Raw genomic sequence first — 17293 nt, 5'->3', positions numbered from 1 at the left:
CCCGCTTCCCGCCCGCACCCGATGTCCGCGCCTCCCGACCGCCTGCTTCCCCCCACCATCGACCCGGCCGCCGCCGCGCGCTGGCATGCGGCCGCGCCTGCTGCCTCCCCGTGGCTGCACGAAGAGGTTGCGCGCCGCATGGAGGACCGGCTGCAGTGGATCCGGCAGGCGCCCGCCGCCTGGGCCGACTGGGATCCGGTGCGCGGCGGCCTGCAGGGGCACGGGCTGGTGGCCCAGAGGTACCCCGGTGCCGTCGCATGGGTCGCCGAGACCGTGCCGCATCACCTGCCCGCGGCGCGCGAGGTGCTTGCGCGGCCCTGGTGGAGCCCGGGGCGCTGGGCGTCCGGCGCGCCGCGTTTCGGCCTGCCGCCGGACGGCGGCGTGCAGATGCTCTGGGCCAACATGGCGCTGCACCTCTCGGCCGATCCGCAGGCGCTGATCTCCCGCTGGCACCGTGCGCTGGCCGTGGACGGCTACCTGATGTTCTCGTGCCTGGGGCCCGATACCGTGCGTGAACTGCACGCGCTCCATTCGGCCCTGGGGTGGCCGCCCGCGGGGCACGCCATGACCGACATGCACGACTGGGGCGACATGCTGGTCCAGCAGGGCTTCGCAGAGCCGGTGATGGACATGGAACGCATCACGCTGACCTTCGCCACGCCCGCGCGGCTGCTGCAGGAGTTGCGCGAACTCGGCCGCAACTTCCACCCTGCGCGTTTTCCCGCGCTGCGGGGCCGCGCCTGGCGCGGCCGGCTCGAGCAGGCGCTGGCCGAACGCCTCGCCAGCCCCGACCACGGGGGGCAGCTCGCGCTCACCTTCGAGATCATCTACGGCCATGCCTTCAAGCCCGCGCCGCGGCTGAAGATGAGCGAAAGCAGCGCGGTCTCGCTGCAGGACATGCGTGCCATGCTGCGGCAGGGGCGCACGCCCGGACCCTGAAGGCAGGCCCAGTCCGGCGCCGTGCCGCGGGGCGGGTCGTCCCGGGCGGCTACGGCCCGTGACCTGAATCGACAGCAAGCTACAATTTGCGGGCTATGGGGCCTGCCGGCCCGTGCGCAGCATGCACGGGCCCCGCGCCCCGCGCCGCGCGCCGTTCCGAGTGCGTGGCGCCGTCGCGCGCCATCGCCCGGCCGACTGTCGCACGGCCGCCTCCTTCCTTCTCATGGTTTGTACTGGGCCGGGCCGCGGATGGCGCCCGCGCTATTGCAATCGCGCCACGGGGACGGCATGCTGCGCCATGCACGGCTGGCCGCCCTGCGGAGCAGCGGGCCGGTGCATGCAGGGACAGGAGAGAGACACCCGCGCGGCGCTGCCGGCACCGCGCGTTCGATCACGCCGGGTTCGTGCGGAACCCGGGGCACCGCGGCCGGGGGCCGCCGTGCCCCGGCTGTCGGAATCCGCATGCCCCCGGGCGCCGCCCGACCCCACGCGGGCGCGCCCTGGGGAAAGGGTTAATTGAGGCTGAGAAGTGAGAACTATGAAGAAAAGCATTTCCAACCCGCTGCCTTCGTTGCTGCTGCTGTGCGGAGCATGGGTGGGGGGCGCTGCGCACGCGGTGCAGGACCTCCCCGGTGGCCCGGCCGTGCGCCAGCTCAATCTCGCGCCCCCGGTCACGCGCATCGCCGAGGAGCAGCATTTCCTGCACTGGATGATGCTCGTCATCTGCACGCTGATCTTCGTGGGCGTGTTCTCGGTGATGTTCTATTCCATCTGGAAGCACCGCAAGTCGCAGGGCGCCAGGCCCGCCAACTTCCACGAGTCCGTCACGGTCGAGGTCATCTGGACCATCGTCCCCTTCATCATCGTGATCCTCATGGCACTGCCGGCCACGAAGGTGCTCGTCGCCCAGAAGGACACCACCAACGCCGACCTCACGGTGAAGGTCACCGGCTACCAGTGGAAGTGGGGCTACGACTACATCAACGGCGAGGGCCAGGGCCTGGCCTACGTCTCCACGCTCGACAGCAGCCACCGCCGGCTCTCCGACAGCGGCAAGGTCGCCGACGCGCCGCCGGACTACCTGCTCAAGGTGGACAACCCCCTGGTCGTGCCCGTGGGCAAGAAGGTGCGCGTGATCACCACTGCCAACGACGTCATCCATTCGTTCATGGTGCCGGCCTTCGGCATCAAGCAGGACGCGATCCCCGGCTTCGTGCGCGACACCTGGTTCCGCGCCGACAAGGTCGGCGACTACTACGGGCAGTGCGCCGAGCTCTGCGGCAAGGAGCACGCCTACATGCCCATCCACGTGAAGGTGCTCTCCGCCGCCGACTACACGCAGTGGGTCGCCGCCGAGAAGAAGAAGGCCGCCGCCAAGGCCGACGATCCCAACAAGGTCTGGACGCTGACCGACATCGTGGCCCGTGGCGAGAAGGTCTATGCCGCCAACTGCGCCGCCTGCCACCAGCCCAACGGCAAGGGCGCCGGCCCCATCAAGCCGCTCGACGGCTCGGCCATCGTGAAGGACGAGGACCACACCAGGCAGATCCACATCGTGCTCAAGGGCGCGGCCGGCGGGGCCATGCCCTCCTGGGCGCAACTGAGTGACACCGACCTCGCGGCCGTGGTCAGCTACACGAAGAACGCCTGGTCCAACAAGACCGGCCAGATCGTCCAGCCCGCGGAAATCGTGGCCCAGCGTGGCAAGTGAGACAGCTAAAGCATTGAGGAACCCGACATGAGCGCAGTTCTCGACCCCACCGGGCATGCCGCCGGCCACGACCACGGCAGCCACGACCATGCACATCACGGCCCCACGGGCTGGCGCCGCTGGGTGTTCGCCACCAACCACAAGGACATCGGGACGCTGTACCTGCTGTTCTCGTTCACGATGCTGATGATCGGCGGCATCCTGGCGCTGCTGATCCGCGCCGAGCTGTTCCAGCCCGGCCTGCAGATCGTGAACCCCGAACTCTTCAACCAGCTCACCACCATGCACGGCCTCATCATGGTGTTCGGCGCCATCATGCCGGCCTTCGTGGGCTTCGCGAACTGGATGATCCCGCTGCAGATCGGCGCATCCGACATGGCCTTCGCGCGCATGAACAACTTCAGCTTCTGGCTGATGATCCCGGCCGCGCTGATGCTGGTCAGCTCGTTCTTCATGCCCGGCGGCGCGCCCGCCGCGGGCTGGACGCTCTATGCGCCGCTCACGCTGCAGATGGGCCCCTCGATGGATGCCGGCATCTTCGCCATGCACATCCTGGGCGCCTCGTCCATCATGGGCTCGATCAACATCATCGTGACCATCCTGAACATGCGCGCGCCGGGCATGACGCTCATGAAGATGCCCATGTTCTGCTGGACCTGGCTCATCACCGCCTACCTGCTGATCGCCGTGATGCCCGTGCTGGCCGGCGCCATCACCATGACGCTGACCGACCGCCACTTCGGCACCAGCTTCTTCAATCCGGCAGGCGGCGGCGACCCGGTGATGTACCAGCACATCTTCTGGTTCTTCGGCCACCCCGAGGTGTACATCATGATCCTGCCGGCCTTCGGCATCATCAGCCAGATCGTGCCGGCCTTCAGCCGCAAGAAGCTCTTCGGCTACGCCTCGATGGTGTATGCCACCTCGTCCATCGCCATCCTGTCGTTCATCGTGTGGGCGCACCACATGTTCACCACGGGCATGCCGGTCACGGGCCAGCTGTTCTTCATGTACGCCACCATGCTGATCTCCGTGCCCACGGCCGTGAAGATCTTCAACTGGATCGCCACCATGTGGCGCGGCTCCATGACCTTCGAGACGCCCATGCTCTTCGCCGTGGGCTTCATCTTCGTGTTCACCATGGGCGGCTTTACCGGCCTGATCCTGTCGATGGCGCCCATCGACATCCAGCTGCAGGACACCTACTACGTCGTGGCGCATTTCCACTACGTGCTGGTGGCCGGCTCGCTGTTCTCCATGTTCGCGGCCTACTACTACTGGGCTCCGAAGTGGACCGGCGTGATGTATTCGGAGCGCCGCGGCCAGATCCACTTCTGGGGCTCGCTCATCACCTTCAACATCACCTTCTTCCCGATGCACTTCCTGGGGCTGGCCGGCATGCCGCGCCGCTATGCCGACTACCCCATGCAGTTCGCCGACTTCAACATGGTCGCCTCCATCGGCGCCTTCGGCTTCGGGCTGATGCAGGTGTATTTCTTTCTCGCCGTCGTGCTGCCCGCCATGCGCGGCAAGGGCGAGCCCGCGCCCCAGCGCCCGTGGGAGGCCGCCGAGGGTCTGGAATGGGAAGTGCCGTCCCCGGCCCCGTTCCATACCTACGAGACCCCGCCCAAGCTCGACGCATCCGCCACCCGCGTGATCGGCTGACGGCACCGGCAAAGACAGGAGGAGGCGCGACATGGCGACACCCGAGCAGAAGAAGGCCAACCTGCGCATGGCCATCATCCTGGCGAGCATTGCCGTGGCCTTCTTCATCGGCTTCATGTTCAAGATGGCCTGGAGACTATGAGGCACCCCCTGAGTCGCTGCGCGCCTTCCCCCTCCAGGGGGACGACGCCCGTGGACCGGCGAAGCCGGTTCCACGGCGTCTGCTGGCGTGGCCTGCTCCGCGGCCTTCGGACGGGTGAAGCCGTGTCGGGGTGCTGCGCCCTGCGGATCGTGCCGCAGGAGGAAGGAGTACGATGAGCCGCCGCCGCGAGAACTTCAGGATGGTGGGCAAGCTGGCCGTGATCTCGGCCGGCATGTTCGCGTTCGGCTACGTGCTCATCCCCATCTACAAGCACATCTGCGAAATCACGGGCATCAACATCCTCTCGCTGTCGGAACGGCAGGTGCCCGGCAACGGCGTGGCGGGCCGCGACGTGAAGCTGCCCGCGAACACGCAGGTGGACACCAGCCGCACGATCACGGTCGAGTTCGATGCCAACGCGCGCGGCCCGTGGGACTTCAAGCCCGCCCGCTCCTCCGTCCAGGTGCATCCCGGCGAGCTCACCACCGTGATGTACGAATTCCAGAACGTGCAGAACCGCCGCATGGCGGCCCAGGCGATCCCGAGCTACGCGCCCCGGCAGGCGGCGGCGCACTTCAACAAGCTCGAGTGCTTCTGCTTCAACCAGTACACGCTCGAGCCCGGCGAGAAGCGCGAATGGCCGGTGGCTTTCGTGGTCGATCCGCGCCTGCCCAGGGACGTGACCACGATCACACTGTCCTACACGTTTTTCGAGGTCGGCGGCAGGACGCCCCCGGCGCCCGCCACCGTGTCCGCGGCGCCGCAGGTCCGCCCGGAGGCCGGCTCATGACGGGATCGCGCCATGAACCCCGCCACGCCGCGCCGGCCCCGCGCCCCGGATCGCTGTGGCGCACGGTGCGCGCCGTGGCATGGTCGCTGCTGGGCATCCGCAAGGGCGCCGAATACCGGGAGGACACCGAGCGCATCAACCCGCTGCACATCATCGCGGTCGGCCTCGTGGCCATCGTGCTGCTGGTAGGCGGCCTCATCGCCCTCGTGAACTGGGTGGTGTAGCCACCCGGCCCGAGACCGATCCCGAGAAGACGAAAGACGACAAGAAGGAAAGAGACAGGAGCCAGCCATGAGTGCATCCACCCCCCAGGGCACCACGCCGTACTACTACGTTCCCGCCGAGTCGCGCCATCCGGCCATGGCCGCCGCGGGCCTTTTCTTCGTGATCCTCGGCGCCGGCCAGTGGGTCAACGGCCACGACTGGGGCAAGTATTCGCTGTTCTTCGGCCTCGCCTGGTGGCTGTTCGTGCTCTACCAGTGGTTCCGCGACGCGGCCCGCGAAAGCGAGGGCGGCCTCTACAGCCGCAAGATCGACCTCTCGTACCGCTGGAGCATGAGCTGGTTCATCTTCTCCGAGGTGATGTTCTTCGGCGCCTTCTTCACCGCCCTGTGGTGGGCGCGCTCGCATTCGATCCCGGCGCTGGGCAGCCTCGACAACGCGCTGCTCTGGCCCGACTTCAAGGCCGTCTGGCCGAGCCTGGCCGCGGGCGCCACGGCCTCGCCTGCCGGCATCGTCGAGCCCTTCCAGACCGTGGGGCCCTTCTGGCTGCCCACCATCAATACCGCGCTGCTGCTGACCTCGGGCGTCACCCTCACCATCGCCCACCATGCCCTGCGCGAAAGCCACCGCGCGCGCGCCGTCGGCTTCATGTGGGTGACCGTGGTTCTCGGCTTCGTGTTCCTTTGCGTACAGGGCTACGAGTACTTCCACCTCTACACCGAGCTGAACCTCAAGCTCAGCTCCGGTGTCTTCGGCTCCACGTTCTTCATGCTGACGGGCTTCCACGGCTTCCACGTCTTCGTGGGCATGCTGATGCTGCTGTTCATCACGCTGCGGCTGCAGAAGGGCCATTTCACCGCCGAGCGCCACTTCGGCTTCGAGGGTGCTGCCTGGTACTGGCACTTCGTGGACGTGGTGTGGCTGGGCCTGTACGTGCTGGTCTACTGGCTTTGAGCCGGCGCCCGCCCCGGCAGGAAAGCGCCTCCGGGCGCTTTTTTGCATCCGGGGCCGTTGGGGCGGGGGCTTTGGAGCGGCTGACACGACCCAGCGAAGCGGTTCTGGCGAAGCGCAGCATCGCAGGCAGTACACGCAGTACGACAAGTTGCAGCAACGACGCCAGAAGGGGTCGTGTTCGCTGCTCCTAGCGCCCGACGGGCAGGCCCGTGGGCTGGATGTAGCCCAGCTTCCATGCCGCGAGCAGGCACAGGAAGAGCAGAATGGACAGGCCCACCCGCACCGCGAGCGCCCGGGCCATGTGCCTGCCGCGGCGGGCATCGTCCCGCCCGGTGCGCATCATGAAGAAGAGCGCCGACGCGAGGCTCGCCAGAATGGCCAGGAAGGCCAGCACCACGACGTATTTCATGCAGTCCATTATCCGCAAGCACACCGATGAAGCCAGGCCTTTCCGGCCGGACTGGCGCTTCTGGTGCATCACCGCCGCAGCCGTCGCCGCCATGGCAGCCACCGCGGCGCTCGGCCGCTGGCAGCTGGCGCGCGCGGCCGAGAAGCAGGCCTTGCAGGCCATGGTCGATGCGCGGCAGGCGATGCCGCCCGTGCCTGCCACGGCCCTGGCATCGCTGCCGCCCGTGTCCGGCCCCGAGGTGGCCGGCACCAAGGCACCGGCCGAGGACGGCGCCTCCGGCATACCCGGTGGCAACCCCCTCGTGCACCGCCCGGTGGTGCTCCGGGGCCGATGGCTTCCCCAGGATACGGTCTTCCTCGACAACCGGCAGATGCAGGGGCGTCCCGGATTCTTCGTGCTCACGCCGCTGCAGCTCACCTCGCCTGGGGCCGGGGGGGCCGTGGTGCTCGTGCAGCGCGGATGGGTGCCGCGCGATTTCCAGGATCGCACGCGCCTGCCCGAGGTGCCGGCGCCTGAGGAAGATGTCGAAGTGCGCGGCCGCATCGCGGCCGCACCGTCGCGGCTCTACGATCCCGGCGGACCGGCTTCCGCCGCAGGCGGAGAGGGGTCTTCCCGCATCCGGCAGAATCTCGACCTGGCGGCCTACCGCGCCGAGACGGGGCTGCAGCGGCTCGCCCCCCTCACGGTGATCGAGACAGGCGGGCCCGAGGGTCCGCTGCAGCGCGACTGGCCGGCGGTCGATGCCGGGGTCGCCAGGCACCATGGCTACGCCTTCCAGTGGTTCGGGCTCTGCGCCCTCGTGGCAATCCTCTATGTCTGGTTCCAAATCGTCCGACGCTTCATTCGCCCAGGCCGCCAGCCGGCCCCCTCTGCCTGACGGCCCGGGTTCCTCCCATCCGCTGGGCCTGAGCGTGCACGGCCTGCCAGCCGCGGCGGATGCCATGGCGGCGCTGGAAAAGCGCGCAGGGCAGGGCCGCTGGAAGATGCTGGGCGTGCTGCTGGTGTGCGCCGCCCCCGTCATCGCCTCCTACACCGCTTATTACCTGGTGCGCCCGGAGGCCCGCCGCAGCTACGGCGAGCTCATCGATCCGCAGCGTCCGCTGCCCGATGCCCTGGCCACCCGCGGCATCGACGGCGCAGCGGCCGGCCCGCTCGGGGCGCTGAAAGGGCAGTGGCTGCTCGTCAGCGTGGCATCCGGCGCATGCGACGAACCGTGCCGCAATCACCTCTACCTGCAGCGCCAGCTGCGCGAGAGCCTCGGCAAGGACAAGGAGCGCATGGACTGGGTGTGGCTCGTGACCGACGCGGCCCCGGCCCCGGCCGAGATCGCCCCGGGCCTGCGCGACGCCGTGGTACGCCGCGTGGACGCCCAGGCACTCGCGGGCTGGCTCGCCCCGGCGCCGGGCCATGCGCTGTCCGACCATCTCTTCGTCGTGGACCCGATGGGCCACTGGATGATGCGCTTTCCCGCCCGCCTGGACGCCGCGGGCGCTGCCCGGGCCAAGCGCGACCTGGAGCGGCTGATGCGGGCCTCGTCGTCGTGGGACCAGCCCGGCCGCCCGGAGGCGCAGCCATGATCCGGGTCAGCCCATGCGCTGGCGTGACGGCCTCCTCCGGAGGCCCCGCACAATGAACGCCGCCCAGCCGCTCTACGATTTCGCGCCGCTCGCCGAGCTGATGCTGCTCGGCCTCGCGATCGCCCTCGGGCCGCTCGCCTGGGTCGCATGGCGCAACCGCCACGGCTCGCCCGTGCGGCGCTGGCAGGCGCTGGCGATCCTCACCCTGTTCCTCACGTTCGACCTGGTGCTGTTCGGCGCCTTCACCCGGCTCACCGATTCCGGCCTGGGCTGCCCCGACTGGCCCGGCTGCTACGGCAATGCGAGCCCGGTGGGCGCCCGCGCGGCAATCTCCGCCGCGCAGGAAGCCATGCCCACCGGCCCGGTCACGCACCGCAAGGCCTGGGTGGAGATGGTCCACCGCTACCTGGCCTCCGCCGTGGGCGTGCTCATCATCGCGCTCACGGCAGGCGCATGGTGGCAATGGCGCGACAGCCGCCGGGCAGGCCCGGATGCCGCGCAGGAGCGCATGGCCGTGCACCCCTGGTGGCCCACCGCCACGCTCGTATGGGTCTGCCTGCAGGGCGCGTTTGGCGCCTGGACGGTGACCATGAAGCTTTTCCCCGCCATCGTCACGCTGCACCTCGTCGGCGGCATCGTGCTGCTGGCTTTGCTGTGCGTGCAGGCCGTGCGGCAGACCCAGGCCTCGCGCGGCATCGCAACGGCCCTCCTGGCACCGGGCCTGCGCGCGCTGCTCGTGCTGGCGGCGGCGCTGGTGGGCCTGCAGATCCTGCTGGGTGGCTGGGTGAGTACCAACTACGCCGTCCTTGCCTGCTCCAGCTTCCCCACCTGCCAGGGCAGCTGGTGGCCCGACATGGCTTTCGCCGAGGGCTTCCAGATCTGGCGGCCCCTGGGCCTGCTGCAGGACGGCAGCCACATCAGCTTCGCCGGCCTCACCGCCATCCACTATGCGCACCGGCTGGCGGCCTATGCCGTGCTGGCCGCCCTCGCCCTGCTGGCCTGGCGCCTGCGCGGCGTGCCGGCGCTGCGGCCGCAGGCCCGCTGGCTGGCAGGGCTGGCGCTGCTGCAGTTCGCCACCGGCCTGTCCAACGTCGTGCTCGACTGGCCCCTGGTGGCCGCCGTGCTGCACACCGGCGGCGCGGCCGCCCTCGTCGTCGCGCTCACCTGGACCCTGGCCGCCAGCCGGGCCGTGGGCGCCAGGGACAAAATGTCCACCCCCCGCGCGGTTGAAACCGCCGCGGGTGCCCAGAGAATTTCTTCGCCATGAGTGCCGCCTCCGCTTCCACCGCATCCCCCGCGGTGCCGTCCCGCTTCTCGCAGTTCTACGCGCTGACCAAGCCGCGCGTGGTGCAGCTCATCGTTTTCTGCGCGTTCATCGGCATGGTGCTCGCGGTGCCCGGCCTGCCGAGCGGGGCGCAGTGGCTGCACATGGCCATCGCCTGCTTCGGGATCTGGCTGGTCGCCGGTGCCGCGGCCGCCTTCAACTGCCTTGTGGAGCAGCACATCGACGCGAAGATGAAGCGCACCGCCTGGCGCCCCACGGCCAAGGGCGAGCTCTCCAACGCCCAGACGCTCGCCTTCTCGGCCCTGCTGTGCCTGGCCGGCTCGCTCGTGCTCTTCATGTGGGTGAATGCGCTGACCATGTGGCTCACCTTCGCCACTTTCGTGGGCTACGCCATCATCTACACCGTGGTGCTCAAGCCGCGCACGCCGCAGAACATCGTGATCGGCGGAGCCTCCGGCGCGATGCCTCCGGTGCTGGGCTGGGCCTCCATGACGGGCGACGTGGGCCCCGAGCCGCTGATCCTCTTCCTCATCATCTTCCTCTGGACGCCGCCGCATTTCTGGGCGCTCGCGCTCTACCGCGTGGAGGACTACCGCAAGGCCGGCCTGCCCATGCTGCCCGTCACGCACGGCAACGAGTTCACCCGCCTGCAGGTGCTGCTCTACACCTTCATCCTGTTCGCCGGCTGCCTGATGCCCTTCGTGTACGGCATGAGCTCCTGGATCTACCTGGCCGCTGCCGTGGTGCTCAGCGCCGGCTTCTGCGCCTATGCCTTCCGCCTCTGGCGCAACTACTCGGACGCGCTCGCGCGCAAGACCTTCCGCTTTTCCCTCATCCACCTCAGCCTGCTTTTCGCCGCGCTGCTGGTGGACCACTACGTGCTTTGAACCGCCATGCCCATGCACAAACGCACCCTCCTTCGCAGCGCAGCGGCCTGCGCCCTGTTCGCCGGCGCGGCGGGCCTGCTCGCTGGCTGCTCCAGGGAACAGGCCCCGTCCTTCCAGGGCGTGGACATCACCGGCGCCGAATACGCGCGCGACCTGCCGCTGACGGATCACAACGGCCAGCTGCGCCGTCTCAAGGATTTCGCCGGCAAGGTCGTCGTCGTGTTCTTCGGCTACACGCAGTGCCCGGATGTCTGCCCCACCTCCATGGCCGAGCTGGCCGAAGTCAAGCGTTCGCTGGGCGCGGACGGCGACCGGCTGCAGGGGCTGTTCGTCACGGTGGACCCGGAGCGCGACACACCCGAGGTGCTCAAGGCCTACATGACCAACTTCGACCCGAGCTTTCTGGCGCTGCGCGGCACGCCCGAGCAACTCGCGGCCGTCGCCAAGGACTTCAAGATCTACTACAAGAAGGTGCCTGGACAGACGCCCACCAGCTACACCATGGACCACTCGGCGGGCAGCTACATCTACGACCCCGCAGGGCGGCTGCGCGTCTATCACCGCTACGGCAGCGGCGCCCAGGCCCTGGCTTCCGACGTCAAGGCATTGCTGCAGGCGCCCGCCGCCTGAGCATGAAAGGTCGGCCGTGGCACATGCCATGGTGCGGAGTCCAGGCCCTTGCCCCGGCACCCGCGCGGGGCTGCGGGACAGCGTCACACACCCAGGGCCTGAACGGCGGGCGCGCGCGCGGCCGGTGCGGCCCGGGCGGCGCGCCATGCGGCGGGCCTGCCGCCATCGCGTGCGGGGGCAGGGCGGCGAACCAGAGAGGGCGGCTGGGCCTCGGCGCGCACTGCCTGGTTCGCCAGCAGCGCGACCAGCGGCGCCCGCACGATGGCGCAATGCCAGCGGTCGTGGCGTATGACGGCGCCCTGCTGTGCCAGCTGCGTCAGGGAGCGCGCGATGGTTTCCCGCGTGGTGGCCAGCAGGGACGCCAATACCGTGTGGGTGGGCAGCCGCACCAGCGTGCTGCGCTGCAGCTGGGAGAGTTGCAGCAGCGCGCTGGCCAATTGGGCGGGAACGCCGCGCAGATGCAGCAGGCCGGACCAGTCCGCCAGCCGTTCCTGCGCCTGCGCCTCCTCCTGCAGCAGCGCCTGCAGGAATTCCGAATCCAGCCCGCCGGAGTGCACCAGCGCCGCTGCCGGTATCCGGCACAGCCGCCCTTCCTGGACGGCGACCCAGGTCAGCCGTTCGGGGGTGCCCAGCACCGCGCCCGTGCCCAGGGCCTGCCCGCAGCCCGCCATGGCCACGGGGCGCGCCACCGCGTCCGGCCCTGTGCGCTGCAGCAGCGCGGTACCTACCTTGAGCACCGAGATGGATTCGGCCGTCTCCCCCTGGTTCTGGAGCACATCCCCCTTGCGGAACCGGTGCTCCTGCACCAGCGCCGGCCAGGGCGCCCGCGTGGCATCGCCCTGGCGGCCGATCAGGCACAGACGCCGGCTGGAGCATTCATGACAGGTCTTGCGGTCCGGTTCGGAGAGGGGCATGGGAAGGCCATTCGGGAGGAGTAGGGCAGGAGTACCCGGCTGCGCGGTCTTGGCGGGCGCCCCGCCGCGGGCCTCATGCCCCGCCGTGAACCGGTGACGGGCGGGCTCAGGCGTAGGCCACGTCGCCGTGGCGGCTCGGAACGAGGGCGCCGGCGGAAAGCGACATCATGAGCAGCGCGATCCGCTCGTGCAGGATCACGGTCTTCTGGTTGCCCGAGTCCACCATGTGCTTGCGCAGGGCCTCCCGCACCGGTGCCTGGCCGGTGACGTCGATCACGATGTCCGCCGTGGCGCCATGCTGCTGCAGGATGTCCATGTAATCCTGGTGCACGGGCACGCCATGGCTGCGCGCCAGCGCGATGCCGGGCAGCGACAGATCGAGGTCCGCCACGCCCAGTACCTGGACGAAGGGTGCGGACAGTAACTGGCGCAGCAGCGGCGTGCCCGTCTGGCCTGCACCGATGACGATGATGCGGAATGTTGGCATGGCAGGAAACTCCCGGAAATTGGAACGATGACCGGAGTCTGCGGGCGCGATGCCCTGGCGGGCATGATCTACATCAATGGCCGCGCTGCGCCCGCGGGAGCGGCGGCCCGCCGCCGGTCACTCCACCCGGATGTTCTGTGCGCGGATCACCTGCTCCATCTGGGATGTATCCGCATCGATGCGCCGGGCCAGGCCCTCGGCGGAAGTGCCCGCCACCTGCCAGCCCTGCTGGAACAGCGCATCGCGCACTTCCGGAGCCCGGGCGATCTCGGCGATCGCCGCGGAAAGGCGGGCCCGGTGGGCGGCCGGCATGGCCGCGGGTGCGGCGAAGGCGTTCCAGATCTCCAGCTGGAAATCCTTCACGCCGGCCTCGGCAAGGCTCGGGACCCCCGGCACCAACGAACTGCGGCCGGCCGAGGTCACCCCCAGCAGCTGCAGCTTGCCGCTGCGTTGCTGGGCCAGCGCCAGTGCCGGCGGCAGCAAGGCCATCTGCAGCTGCCCTCCCAGCATGCCCATGGCTACCTGCGGATAGCCGGGGTAGGGGACATGCACCGGCGCGATGCCCGTGCGGGCCTTGAGCAGTTCGGTACCCAGGTGCCCGACGGTGCCTATCCCCGGCGTGCCGTAGCTCCAGCGGTCGCCCGCCTGCCGTGCAGCAGCCAGGAAGGACCGTGCATCCGCATGCGCCGGCACGCCCGCCTGCGAAGCCGGCGCGGTGAGCACAAGGGGCGAGATGCCCACGAGACTCAGCGGCGCAAGATCCCGGTGCGGATCGAAGGGCAGCGCCGGATTGATCAGTTTGGCGATCGTGAGATTGACGTTGATGAACAGCCCGATGGTGTGGCCGTCCGTTGCCTTGGCCACCGCGTCGGCGCCGATGTTGCCGCTGGCGCCGACCTTGTTCTCGACCACCACCGGCTGGCCCAGGGCATGGGCCAGCGGATCCGCGAAGGTGCGCGCCGTCAGGTCGGGCGAGGAACCCGGGGGAAATCCCACGATGAGGCGCAATGGCCTGGAAGGCCAGGTGGCGCCCTGGGCCACCGGCTGTGCGGCCACTGCCCATCCACTGCCCAGCAGGGCGGCTCCGGAGGCCAGGATGCGGCGGCGGGTCAGGGGGGCGAGGGACGTGTCTTGGCGTGGCATGGGAATGTGGGGCAGATGAAAAAAAGGGCGCGCCACCCGTTCAGGTGGCGCGCCCGATTATCGCTGTTGCCACGGAGATTCCGTGGTGCGAAACGGTGCCCGGTGGTGTCAGGCGTATTCCGCCAATGCCTTCTTCATCTTCTTCATCGCGGCGACTTCGATCTGCCGGATGCGCTCGGCGCTCACGCCATACACCGCGGCCAGATCGTGCAGCGTCATGCCGCCCGACCCGTCGTCGTTGACCTTGAGCCAGCGCTCCTCGACGATGCGGCGGCTGCGGTCGTCCAGCGTGGCCAGGGCATTCGCGATGCCGTCAGTGGCCAGAACGTCCCGCTGGCGCGATTCGATCATGGCGGTCGGCTCATGCGTGCCGTCGGCCAGGTAGGCGATGGGCCCGTAGGCCTGTTCACCATCCTCCGAAGGGGCTGGATCCAGCATCACGTCGCCTCCCGAGAGGCGCGTTTCCATCTCGATCACTTCCTCGCGCTTGACGTTGAGCTGCTGGGCCACGACATCGATCTCCTGCTCGGAAAGCGTCTCGCGGTGCGTGCCCGTGCTGCCGGCGGCGGAGTCGGCCTTGAAGCCCTGCTTCATCGAACGCAGGTTGAAGAACAGCTTGCGCTGGCTCTTGGTGGTGGCCACCTTCACCATGCGCCAGTTCTTCAGGATGTACTCGTGGATCTCGGCCTTGATCCAGTGCATGGCGTAGCTCACCAAGCGCACGTTCTGGTCCGGATCGAAGCGCTTCACGGCCTTCATCAGGCCCACGTTGCCTTCCTGGATCAGGTCGCCATGGGGCAGGCCATAGCCCAGGTATTGCCGGGCGATAGAGACGACCAGCCGCAGGTGCGACATCACCATCCGGCCCGCGGCTTCCACGTCGTTGTGCTCCTTCAGCCGGCGGGCATAGGTGCGCTCCTCCTCGGCCGTCAGCATGGGCAGCCGGTTCACAGCCGAGATGTACGCATCCAGGTTGCCCAGCGGGGGGATCAGCGCCCAGGCGTTGGCAGGAGCAAGCGCGGTGGCGGCGGTTCCAGACTGAGTCGTCATTCCAGAAATCCTTTCTTCCATGCTTTCACTTTAGCAGTCTCTTGGATGGAGTGCTAAGGCCGAAGTTCCTTTCCCCGCGTAGGACTGGGGATGTCTGCGAAGTCGGAGTGCGATTTCTGCCGATTTCCGGTGAGTCTTGTAGTTTTCTCGCTGAGTTTGTCCGTGTTCGGCAATGCTATTGCGGCTGAGCCTTGGTGCGGTACGACACCGCTTCGACCTCACCAACTCCCCGGCCCCGTCCGGAGCGCCGGAAGATCAGCACCCGCTGGGCGAGTTCGTATTGACCGCGTGAAACCCTGCTCAGGTGTTATGTTTGAAAGGAAGACATCGTGAGTATGTTGATGGAAGAGCGATCAAGCGCTGGACGGCCAAGCTGCCGCGCTGCTGCCGATCCTGAACCCGGCCGCCACGGCGCCCGTCTTCCTCGGCCTGACCGAAGGGGCATCACCGACCACGCGCGCGCTGCTGGCGCGCCGCATCGGCTTTCATCCTGCTGTGCCTGGGCGTGCAGATCGTGTGGGACGGCGTGTACGAACTGGGCGTCACGATGTTGCACGACGGGATGCCGCCACTGCATTCTTGAGCGCAAAAGAGCTCTGGATGCAGACCCCGAACTCCTGAAAGGTTGTGCGTCGGCGCACTGCTGAGCCTCCGGGCGGAACGACGCTTTTACCACCTGCTGCATGGGCCAGCGTCGCGAATGCGGGAACAGGGCGGCGAGTCGCCAGGCTGCGGCAGGATCCACCTTCGCAGCCGCAGACTTTCGGCGTCGGCCGACAGCCCGGCATGCAATGCGTGGGCACCATACCGCATGCCCGCCTCGCCGCCCTACCTCTCCAGCGCTCCTTCGAGCCTGCCTTCCAGTCCGCCTGCAAATCCTTCTTCCACGTCCACCCGCGCCCCGACCCGCGACCTGACGCAAGGCCCCATCGGCCGCACCCTGCTGGTCTTCGCGCTGCCCATCCTGGCAGGCAATGTGCTGCAGTCGCTCAACGGCTCGGTCAATGCGGTGTGGGTGGGCCGTTACCTGGGAGAGGCCGCGCTCACTGCCACCGCCAATGCCAACAACATCCTGTTCCTGCTGATCGGCGCGGTGTTCGGCGTGGGCATGGCGGCCACCATCCTGGTGGCGCAGGCCATGGGGGCGCGCAACCCGCAGCAGGCGCGCCGCGTGATCGGCACCAGTGCCACCTTCTTCGGCGGCACGGCCGCATTGATCGCCGCGGCCGGCCCGCCGCTTTCGCGCGAGATCCTGGGCTGGATGGGGACACCCGCCGCTGCCCTGCCGCTGGCCGAAACCTATCTGCGCACCCTGTTCCTGGCGATCCCGCTGCTCTACCTGTTCGCCTTCATCTCGGCCGTGCTGCGCGGTGCGGGCGATACGCGCACGCCATTCCTCTTCCTGCTGCTGGTGGTGGTGCTGGACACGGCGCTGAACCCGCTGCTCATCTTCGGCTGGGGGCCAGTGCCTCGCATGGGCATTGCCGGCTCGGCCATGGCCACGCTGGTGGCCAACGCGACCAGCTTCGCCGCGCTGCTGGCCTGGCTGCGCTGGCGCCGGCACCCGCTCTGGATCGGGGGTGCCGACTGGCGGCTCTTCGTGCCCGACGGCACCATCCTGCGCGCGCTGGTCGTCAAGGGCCTGCCGATGGGCGCGCAGATGGTGATGATCTCCACCGCCATGCTGATGCTGATGGGTCTGGTCAACGCGCAGGGCGTGGTCACCGCGTCGGCCTACGGCGCCGCGCTGCAGCTCTGGACCTACGTGCAGATGCCGGCCATGGCCATCGGGGCGGCCTGCTCGTCCATGGCGGCGCAGAACGTGGGCGCCGGCCGCTGGGAGCGGGTGGACGGCGTGGCCCGCAGCGGCACGCTGTTCAACTTCTTGTTGACCGGCACGATCATCATGCCGCTGGTGCTGCTGGACCGCGCGACGCTGTCGCTTTTTTTGCCCGCCGGCAGCGCGTCTCTGGAGGCGGCGCGCCACCTGAACCACATCGCCGTGGGCTCGTTCCTCTTCTTCGGCGTGACCTTCGTGCTCTCGGGTGTGGTGCGCTCCACCGGCGCGGTGGTGCCGCCGCTCATCATCCTGTGCCTGGCGCTCTGGGGCATCCGCCTGCCGATCGCCTACGGCCTGCAGTCCTGGCTGGGCACCGATGCGATCTGGTGGAGCTTTCCGGCGAGCGCGCTGTGCGCCATGCTGATGTCGATGGCCTACTACCGCTGGGGCCGCTGGCGCCAGGCACGCATGCTCGCACCGGCCGAGCCGGTGGTGGCGACCCCGGCCGAGGTGGGGGGCCTGCCGCCTGCGCCGGTCTGCGCGCAGGCAGGCGCAGCGCACGAGTCACCCGGCCACAAGGCCTGGCAGTCCGGCGCGACGCATCCGCCGGCTTGATGCTTTCCATGGCGGCAGGGGTCGCGTGTTCACAGCGGCCAGCCCACCGAGTCCCATACCGCGGCCATAGCGCACATCGACAGCGCCGGCGTG

The 17293-nt window shown here is 68.9% G+C and carries 18 protein-coding genes; 13 read left to right on the top strand and 5 right to left on the bottom strand.

Features of this window, described 5'->3' with window-relative positions; genetic code table 11:
- Window positions 1-21 precede the first annotated feature (21 nt).
- The 7 genes from BLR05_RS13305 to BLR05_RS13280 all read left to right on the top strand — a co-directional run bounded on the left by BLR05_RS13305 (window position 22) and on the right by BLR05_RS13280 (window position 6423).
- Window positions 22-939 (top strand): class I SAM-dependent methyltransferase, encoded by a 918-nt coding sequence (locus tag BLR05_RS13305; protein WP_092834947.1) that lies wholly within the window; start codon window positions 22-24, stop codon window positions 937-939.
- A 538-nt stretch (window positions 940-1477) separates the two neighbouring features.
- The gene (coxB, locus tag BLR05_RS13300; RefSeq protein ID WP_092834945.1) at window positions 1478-2650 is read left to right on the top strand and encodes a cytochrome c oxidase subunit II; all 1173 of its coding nucleotides are present in this window, start codon (window positions 1478-1480) and stop codon (window positions 2648-2650) included.
- Between the two features lie 27 nt (window positions 2651-2677).
- Entirely contained in the window at window positions 2678-4315 is a 1638-nt protein-coding gene (gene ctaD, locus BLR05_RS13295; RefSeq protein WP_092834943.1) for a cytochrome c oxidase subunit I, read from the top strand.
- Window positions 4316-4346: 31 nt separating this feature from the next.
- A complete protein-coding gene (locus tag BLR05_RS27200) occupies window positions 4347-4457 on the top strand; it encodes a cytochrome oxidase small assembly protein (RefSeq protein ID WP_225978969.1) in 111 nt (36 codons plus the stop codon).
- 172 nt (window positions 4458-4629) lie between these two features.
- Entirely contained in the window at window positions 4630-5247 is a 618-nt protein-coding gene (locus BLR05_RS13290; protein WP_092834941.1) for a cytochrome c oxidase assembly protein, read from the top strand.
- Window positions 5244-5471, top strand: coding sequence for a DUF2970 domain-containing protein (locus BLR05_RS13285; protein ID WP_092834939.1), 228 nt, complete (start codon window positions 5244-5246; stop codon window positions 5469-5471). Before BLR05_RS13290 ends, BLR05_RS13285 begins: the two co-directional genes overlap by 4 nt.
- Window positions 5472-5538: 67 nt before the next feature.
- Window positions 5539-6423 (top strand): cytochrome c oxidase subunit 3, encoded by an 885-nt coding sequence (locus BLR05_RS13280; RefSeq protein WP_092834937.1) that lies wholly within the window; start codon window positions 5539-5541, stop codon window positions 6421-6423.
- Between the two features lie 187 nt (window positions 6424-6610).
- Here BLR05_RS13280 and BLR05_RS13275 read toward each other — a convergent pair whose 3' ends face one another.
- Window positions 6611-6832: a twin transmembrane helix small protein gene (locus BLR05_RS13275; RefSeq protein ID WP_026433067.1), complete on the bottom strand. Its 222-nt coding sequence runs from the start codon at window positions 6830-6832 to the stop codon at window positions 6611-6613.
- Here BLR05_RS13275 and BLR05_RS13270 point away from each other — a divergent pair.
- The 5 genes from BLR05_RS13270 to BLR05_RS13250 are packed head-to-tail and all read left to right on the top strand — an operon-like array spanning window position 6831 to window position 11211.
- Complete coding sequence (locus BLR05_RS13270) at window positions 6831-7709, top strand: SURF1 family protein (protein WP_092834935.1); 879 nt, start codon at window positions 6831-6833, stop codon at window positions 7707-7709. The two genes, BLR05_RS13275 and BLR05_RS13270, sit on opposite strands and share 2 nt — an antisense overlap.
- A complete protein-coding gene (locus BLR05_RS13265; protein ID WP_230680840.1) occupies window positions 7645-8409 on the top strand; it encodes a redox-active disulfide-containing membrane protein in 765 nt (254 codons plus the stop codon). The genes BLR05_RS13270 and BLR05_RS13265 overlap by 65 nt, the downstream gene beginning before the upstream one ends.
- 52 nt (window positions 8410-8461) lie before the next feature.
- On the top strand, window positions 8462-9676 hold the full coding sequence (locus BLR05_RS13260) for a COX15/CtaA family protein (RefSeq protein ID WP_092834931.1): 1215 nt from the start codon (window positions 8462-8464) through the stop codon (window positions 9674-9676).
- Window positions 9673-10581, top strand: coding sequence for a heme o synthase (gene cyoE, locus BLR05_RS13255; protein ID WP_092834929.1), 909 nt, complete (start codon window positions 9673-9675; stop codon window positions 10579-10581). Before BLR05_RS13260 ends, cyoE begins: the two co-directional genes overlap by 4 nt.
- Before the next feature lie 6 nt (window positions 10582-10587).
- A complete protein-coding gene (locus BLR05_RS13250; RefSeq protein ID WP_092834927.1) occupies window positions 10588-11211 on the top strand; it encodes an SCO family protein in 624 nt (207 codons plus the stop codon).
- Between the two features lie 83 nt (window positions 11212-11294).
- On the opposite strand, the gene BLR05_RS13245 is transcribed toward BLR05_RS13250, so the two are convergent.
- The 4 genes from BLR05_RS13245 to rpoH form a co-directional block, all read right to left on the bottom strand.
- Window positions 11295-12125, bottom strand: coding sequence for a Crp/Fnr family transcriptional regulator (locus BLR05_RS13245; RefSeq protein ID WP_092834926.1), 831 nt, complete (start codon window positions 12123-12125; stop codon window positions 11295-11297).
- Window positions 12126-12231: 106 nt separating this feature from the next.
- Complete coding sequence (locus BLR05_RS13240; RefSeq protein ID WP_092834925.1) at window positions 12232-12612, bottom strand: Gfo/Idh/MocA family oxidoreductase; 381 nt, start codon at window positions 12610-12612, stop codon at window positions 12232-12234.
- A 117-nt stretch (window positions 12613-12729) separates the two neighbouring features.
- The gene (locus BLR05_RS13235; RefSeq protein WP_092834924.1) at window positions 12730-13755 is read right to left on the bottom strand and encodes a Bug family tripartite tricarboxylate transporter substrate binding protein; all 1026 of its coding nucleotides are present in this window, start codon (window positions 13753-13755) and stop codon (window positions 12730-12732) included.
- Between the two features lie 108 nt (window positions 13756-13863).
- Window positions 13864-14805, bottom strand: coding sequence for an RNA polymerase sigma factor RpoH (rpoH, locus tag BLR05_RS13230; protein WP_092834923.1), 942 nt, complete (start codon window positions 14803-14805; stop codon window positions 13864-13866).
- Between the two features lie 811 nt (window positions 14806-15616).
- On the opposite strand from rpoH, the gene BLR05_RS13225 reads away from it, so the two are divergent.
- Entirely contained in the window at window positions 15617-17200 is a 1584-nt protein-coding gene (locus tag BLR05_RS13225; protein ID WP_092834922.1) for an MATE family efflux transporter, read from the top strand.
- The last annotated feature ends 93 nt before the right edge of the window (window positions 17201-17293 follow it).

Origin of the sequence: Paracidovorax cattleyae, assembly GCF_900104515.1 — a bacterium.
GTDB classification, from domain to species: Bacteria; Pseudomonadota; Gammaproteobacteria; order Burkholderiales; family Burkholderiaceae_C; genus Paracidovorax; species Paracidovorax cattleyae.
This window is presented reverse-complemented; position numbering and strand designations above follow the sequence as displayed.